The sequence below is a fragment of the Nocardioides sp. genome, assembly GCF_034670285.1.
Lineage (GTDB): Bacteria > Actinomycetota > Actinomycetes > Propionibacteriales > Nocardioidaceae > Nocardioides.
Genome location: NZ_JAXMNS010000338.1, coordinates 1 through 4,274, shown reverse-complemented (window position 1 = coordinate 4,274; position 4,274 = coordinate 1). Strand labels below are relative to the sequence as shown.

Sequence of the window (4,274 nt, the reverse complement as noted above, 5' to 3'; positions counted from 1 at the left end):
GACTCGGCGAGAGCCCGGAGGGTGAGGAGCTGCTTGCGGAGCATCGGGAGGTCTCCCCAGGCGAGGGCCCGGGCGCGCAGGCGAGTGAGCGGGGTGGGCGCGGCCGCAACCATTCGACACACCAACCGGCAGCGGCCGGGGTCGTGCGGGTCGGGCTCCACGGCGTACGTCGCTGCGAGCCAGCCCTGGGCGAGGCCGGTCCACTGCCGCGGCGCGTCGACACTGGTGAGTGTGTAGACCTTGACGACCTCCTGCCCCACGACGAGCTCGTCGGCGCCGGGGGTCAGCTCGCGAGGGCTGCGCCGTCCGAAGTTGTCGACCCAGTCGTAGGAGTACGGCGCCACGCTGAGCTGGCACAGCCAGCGCCAGGTCGTCCCGACCGACGCCGCCACCGTCACCGCGCGACCGAGGGACCCTCGACCAGCACGTCGGCCGGGTAGTCACGCGTGACCTCGGCCGGGGTCGCACCCCACACCCAGGGCAGTCCGCTCACCCGACGGCTACTTCTTCTGGCGACGCGAGCCGCCGTGCCAGTCCTCCTGCTTGCCCACGGAGTCGGCGTCGACACCGAAGGCCTCGAGCTGGGGCAGCTCGCGCAGGCTCCGCTTGAGCTCGGCGAAGCCCGGGAACGTCGCCAGCCCGACGACGTGGTCCCACAGCTCGCCGGCCTGCTCCTCCGACGGCAGTCGGCTGATGACCGGTCCGAAGAAGGCAGCGCCCTCGGGCGGGGCGATGTGCAGGATCGGGGTGCCGACGTCCTTGCCGGTCAGCTCGAGCGCCTCGTCGGTCTCGGCCTGGATCTGGGCATCCTTCGAGGTGTCCTCGAGGTGCTCGGCCAGGGCCGTCGGCAGGTCGCACTGCGCCAGCGCGGCCTCGACGAGCGGGCCCAGGTCGGCGGCGTCGTAGGAGTCGGGCGGGACGTCAAAGATCCGGCTGCTGATCGCCGGGTAGAGCGCCTCGACGGCTGCCGGGCCGTGGTCGTCACGCACGTGCGCGAAGACCCGCAGCAGCTTCAGCCCGGCCGTGTGACCCTGCTCGTACTCCGGCGGGAAGTGGCTGTCGTAGTCGATGTGGGAGTTGAGCAGTCGCAACGAGATGAAGCGCCACTCGACGTCGTAGTCGCGCTGGGCCTGCACCATCCGCACCCATTTGCTCGTCATCCAGGCGAACGGACAGACGGGGTCGAACCAGAAACGGACGTCAGGGGTGGAGGTCATGTCCCCAGTGTTGCTCAGGTGCCCTCGGCCAGCTCACGCGAGCGGTTGCGCGCAGCCTCCATCGCCGCGAGGAAGGCCGCTCGCACCTTGTGGTCCTCCAGCTCGCGCAGCGCGCTGGCGGTGGTGCCCCCCGGGGAGGTCACCTGCTCGCGCAGCACGGTGGGGTGCGTGCCGGTCTCGCGCAGCATCTTCCCGGAGCCCACGAGGGTCTGGATGACGAGCTCGGTGGCCGTCGAGCGCGGCAGGCCGAGGTGGACGCCGGCCTCGATCATCGACTCCACCACGAAGAAGATGTAGGCCGGGCCCGACCCGGAGATCGCGGTGACGGCGTCCTGCTGCCGCTCCGGGATGCGTACGACGCGCCCCACGCAGGCGAGCAGCGACTCGGCCTCGGCGAGGTGGGTGTCGGAGCAGTGCGAGCCGGGCGAGATGGCCGCCATCCCCTCGTCGACCAGCGCGGGGGTGTTGGGCATGACGCGGACGACGGCGACGCCGGCAGGCACCCGCGCCTCGATGAAGGACGTCGTGATGCCGGCGGCCAGCGAGACGACGAGCTGACCGGCGCGCAGCACGGGCGCGATCTCGGCGAGCACGTCGGCCATGTCCTGCGGCTTGACCACCAGGGCGATCGTCCCGGCCTTCTCGGCGGCCTCGACGTTGGAGACCACGGCGACGCCGTAGCGCTCCTCGAGCTCGCGGGCGCGCTCGCTGCGCTTCTCGCCTACCAGCAGCGCGTCGACGCGACGGCCCGCGCGGACCAGGCCGGAGAGCAGGGTCTCCCCCATCACCCCGGCTCCGATGACGGCGGTCTGCGCCGCGTGATGGGCGCCGGGAGTGCCGGGGGCAGACGTCATCGGAGCACCTACTTCTTGGAGATCAAGGACTTGAGGAAGAACGACAGGTTCTGCGGGCGCTCGGCGAGGCGTCGCATCAGGTAGCCGTACCACTCCTGACCGTAGGGCACGTAGACCCGCACGGTCTCGCCGATTCCAGCGAGGCGACGCTGCTCGTCGGGGCGGATGCCGTAGAGCATCTGGAACTCATAGCTGCCCTGCGCGCGTCCGTAGCGGCTTGCGAGCGACGCAGCGATCTCGATCATGCGCGGGTCGTGGGTCGCGATCATCGGGTAGCCGGACCCGCCGAGCAGCACCTTGAGGCATCGCACGTAGGACTTGTCGACCTCGATGGCGTCCTGGAAGGCGACGTCGTCGGGCTCGTTGTAGGCGCCCTTGCACAGCCGCACCCGGGAGCCCTCGTAGGCGAGCTGGCGGCAGTCGCGCTCGGTGCGGTGCAGGTAGGCCTGGAGCACTGCCCCGGTCTCGGGGAAGTCCTTGCGCAGGTCGCGCAGCACGGTCAGCGTGCGGTCGGTGGTGGTGTGGTCCTCCATGTCGAGGGTGACCGTGGTGCCGGCGTTGCGGGCGGCACGGCAGATCGTGCGGGCGTTCTCGAGGGCGAGCTTGTCGCCGACCTCGGGGATGGCCTGGCCGATGGCCGACAGCTTGACCGACACCTCGGCGCTGCGCGGCAGCCCGCGTGCGCTGAGCGCCGCGAGCAGCTCGACGTACGCCGTCACGGTCGCCTCGGCCTGGTCGGCGTCGAGGGTGTCCTCGCCGAGGTAGTCGAGGGTGACCTTGAGCCCGTCGTCGACGAGCGTGGCGCTGGCCTCGACCACGGCGCTGGTGCTCTCCCCCGGCACGTAGCCGGTGACGATCCCCGAGGTCACCGGCATCGTGCTGATGAGCTTCTTGACGGTGGCGCTGCGAGCAAGGAGCAGGATCGGCTGGCGGAGCAAGGACATGAGGTCAATCTACGTGGCCCGGTTCGACCACGCCCGACGGCGTCGTGACGCACAATGTCGGTCGAGATGATGTCCGTCGACGACGGGTAGCAGGGAGACGCAGCGATGGCGGAACCACTCGTGGGACAGCCGGACGGCGCCCCCGAGTCGATCAGGCACGGGTCCTGGTCGGACTCCTCGGCGCGCTCTGTTCTCCAGCTGATGGTCGAGTCGGTCGTGGAGCTGGTCGACTTCCGGGTGGCCACGCTGTCGGTGGTGCTCGGCGACAACCTCGTCACGATGGCCTACGCCGGGCCAGACGAGTTCCGCAAGGCCGCGATGACGATCGACCCGGTCAGCGTGCTGGGTCCGGTCCTCGACCAGGCCGAGACGTGGGGGCGCTTCCACTTCCTCGCCAGCGAGGACATCGTGGGCCAGCTCCCGGGCACCTGGATCGAGACCACCCGGGGCCAGACCCTCGAAAGCCCCGACGCCTGGCAGCCCAGCGACGTGCTGCTGGGGGTCCTGTACGACGAGGACGGCTCGATCTGCGGCGTGCTGTCCGTCGACTCCCCCACGTCCGGCCTGCGCCCCGACCCCAAGCAGAAGCACCTGCTGGAGCGGTACGCCGCGCAGGCCGAGCGGGCTGTCCTGACGGCCTTCGAGCGAGAGAGCCTCGTGCAGCGCGTGGCCCACGCCGAGTCCGCGCGCCGGCTGGTGCGGGCCGCGTCGATGCCGGCCCAGGCCTCCCTGGAGGCGGTGCTGAGCAACATCCACCAGCCGCTGGTCGAGGGGTTCAACGCCAGCGGTTCCTGGATCGAGGCGCGCGGTCCGGCCGACTCACGACACGGCTACGCACGGGGACGCAGCGGCACGATCGTGCCCCTGCCCGCCCACGCCCAGGCGGTGGCGCACCGACTGGGGTCGACGCTCTGGACCCAGCAGCGCGCCCTCGTCATCAGCGACGGCCCGGGCCCCTTCGCCGATGACGGCGACCTGCCTGAGCCGCTGCTCGAGGAGGCCCGCGCGCTGCTGCGCTCCCTCGACCTGCGCTCCATGCTCGCGGTCGCGCTGGGGGCGGGCCAGGAGTGCCTGGGATTCCTGGCCCTGACCCGACGTGCGCAGGACCCTCCCTGGTCGGCGATCGAGACCAGCTCGGCCCTCGAGATCGGCCACGACCTCGGGGCCGCCCTGATGGCCGCACGCGCCCTGGAGCGCGAGCGTCATCTCGTCGACGAGCTGCAGCAGCTCGACGACTATCGCATCCACCTCATCGAGAC

5 protein-coding genes are annotated in these 4,274 nt (G+C 71.1%); 1 reads left to right on the top strand and 4 read right to left on the bottom strand.

Annotation, left to right across the window (positions count from 1 at the left end):
• The 4 genes from VOI19_RS15295 to VOI19_RS15280 form a co-directional block, all read right to left on the bottom strand.
• Positions 1-398 (bottom strand): hypothetical protein (locus tag VOI19_RS15295; RefSeq protein ID WP_323793827.1); only part of this gene is annotated, 398 nt, incomplete at its 3' end.
• A gap of 102 nt (positions 399-500) precedes the next feature.
• Positions 501-1,217 carry a hypothetical protein gene (locus VOI19_RS15290; RefSeq protein WP_323793826.1) on the bottom strand — a complete coding sequence of 239 codons (717 nt, stop codon included), beginning with the start codon at positions 1,215-1,217 and terminating at the stop codon, positions 501-503.
• 14 nt (positions 1,218-1,231) lie between these two features.
• Positions 1,232-2,071: a pyrroline-5-carboxylate reductase gene (gene proC, locus VOI19_RS15285; protein WP_323793825.1), complete on the bottom strand. Its 840-nt coding sequence runs from the start codon at positions 2,069-2,071 to the stop codon at positions 1,232-1,234.
• Between the two features lie 8 nt (positions 2,072-2,079).
• Complete coding sequence (locus VOI19_RS15280) at positions 2,080-3,015, bottom strand: proline dehydrogenase family protein (protein WP_323793824.1); 936 nt, start codon at positions 3,013-3,015, stop codon at positions 2,080-2,082.
• A gap of 105 nt (positions 3,016-3,120) precedes the next feature.
• Here VOI19_RS15280 and VOI19_RS15275 point away from each other — a divergent pair.
• The coding region (locus tag VOI19_RS15275) for a GAF domain-containing protein (RefSeq protein ID WP_323793823.1) at positions 3,121-4,274 on the top strand (1,154 nt) is incomplete at its 3' end.

What these genes read in the sequence shown, in the direction of transcription:
- VOI19_RS15290 (WP_323793826.1), bottom strand. Translation starts at nt 1,217, where the DNA reads ATGACCTCCACCCCTGACGTCCGTTTCTGGTTCGACCCCGTCTGTCCG.
- proC (WP_323793825.1), bottom strand. Translation starts at nt 2,071, where the DNA reads ATGACGTCTGCCCCCGGCACTCCCGGCGCCCATCACGCGGCGCAGACC.
- VOI19_RS15280 (WP_323793824.1), bottom strand. Translation starts at nt 3,015, where the DNA reads ATGTCCTTGCTCCGCCAGCCGATCCTGCTCCTTGCTCGCAGCGCCACC.